At 37.2% G+C, this 1,655-nt stretch carries 1 protein-coding gene and 1 pseudogene; both read left to right on the top strand.

The genetic code is table 11. The features are described from left to right. Positions 1-722: 722 nt before the first annotated feature. Positions 723-916, top strand: a pseudogene (locus tag QSJ47_RS08085) (nucleotide-binding protein); the annotation flags it as partial. Between the two features lie 516 nt (positions 917-1,432). Beyond that, positions 1,433-1,655, top strand: a 223-nt coding sequence (locus QSJ47_RS08080) for a protein rep (protein ID WP_285603013.1), incomplete at its 3' end; no start/stop codon positions are given.

The raw sequence follows: 1,655 nt of genomic DNA, 5'->3' as shown, positions 1-1,655 counted from the left end.
TTAAACATATTTAAGGTTTTCTCCACAAACAGCCCAAACCCATAAATCAATATTAAATCAATATAAATAGAATTTTAGCCCCCACGGCGTTTGAGTGGCAAATTATGCAAAGCGAACTTGTGAGCACACCCCAAATGGTGTTGCTTGGTTTACAAGTCATGCGACCACATAAAGGAGTTTCGTTCGCAAGCTCACCGCCTAGTTTGCCCTTGCAGGGAGCTAAAGCAAGACACTCACTTACGAGAAACACCTACAATTATTGAGATGACTTTAACAACTAAAAACAACATAGCGGTTTTGGCTTGCGGGCGGGCTTGCTTTTGCTGTGTTTGGACTTGCATCTGGGTGCGCCTTTTTCAAGAGCTTGTGTTATACCTTAACTTGAACTTTCTGTTATATGGGTTGCTTTTAGACTTCTAGTTGTTTTAGGGCTTCTTGGGTTTCTTGTTGATTTTTAGCCATATGCACGATAAACGATAAATTAATTCCCTTAATCGTAGCTTGGTGTTTTCATAGAATCTCTAGTGAGTGGTCGCAATACACTCCCCAAAGAATTACATTGTTGTTTTGTATTTTGCATTGCTTTACATTATTGTAAAGTCTTGTATTTTATACTACTATCTTGTATTTTCTTATTTTTGCGGTGTTGCAGTTTGTTCTAATGTATTTTGCAGTATTTTAAAGACTCGTGTTTTATGGTATTTTCACAAAAGAAGGGGTCTATGATCATTACGGTTGCCAATGAAAAAGGAGAAAGCGGTAAAAGCACATTGTGCATCAACTTAGCGTTGCAGTTTTAAAAGAACAAAAAGATGTCGTGGTGCTAGACACAGACCCCCAGCAAAGCGTGGAAGTCTTTTTGAATATCAGGGGTGAAACCGACTTGCCTACTTTCCCTCTTTTCAATAGGACGGGTCTTACACTTTTGCAAAGCCCTTTTACACTTGATTTTGTGCCTTACAAAATGGCACAAAACGACTAAAAACACTCAAAATTTTATTTTTTGTTAAGTAGTTTTTATTTTTTTTAAGATAGCGCAAAAATCCACATGTGTGCTTTTAGATTTTTTGGCAACTTTTTGGCAATAATTTATTTTTTCATTGAGAAACAGCCCAACAAGTCCAAAATAGAAACATTAAATAAGAAAAATTTATATTTAGTTATTACTTAATAACCGAACATAGCATAGTTTAGGCGTGGTTTTGCGGGCAAAATGCTCTATTCTTAGTGGTTTGACAAAGACAGCACCGCATTGCCTAGCGATGACAGCATTTAGGCTAGTTTTGTGTGGATTAGCCCCCAAATCTTTGGGCTAGACAAGTAAGCCCGATCAAGCGATAGCCATCTTCTATTATTTAAATGTTTAGGCATGCAAACCAAAAAAATAATTTTTAATATGGATTTAGATAGATTTAGATTCAAGGAGATTTTCATGCCTAAAGAAGTGCATTGTGGTGCTTGTGATGATGATGATCGAGCTTTTCAGCTCTTTCGCAATAGAGATACTACTGAGACTCAACAAGAATTTATGCGCACTGGTTTCTGTGGTGAGCGCTGGTGTCCCGTATGTTTGTGGCGCAAAGTGACTCGTTTGATGATGGAAACCATCAGTATTCTAAATCAAATACAACACGACCATAAAGTGGTGTATATTT

The sequence above is a fragment of the Helicobacter sp. NHP22-001 genome (genome assembly GCF_030270165.1).
Lineage (GTDB): Bacteria > Campylobacterota > Campylobacteria > Campylobacterales > Helicobacteraceae > Helicobacter > Helicobacter gastrofelis.
This window is presented reverse-complemented; position numbering and strand designations above follow the sequence as displayed.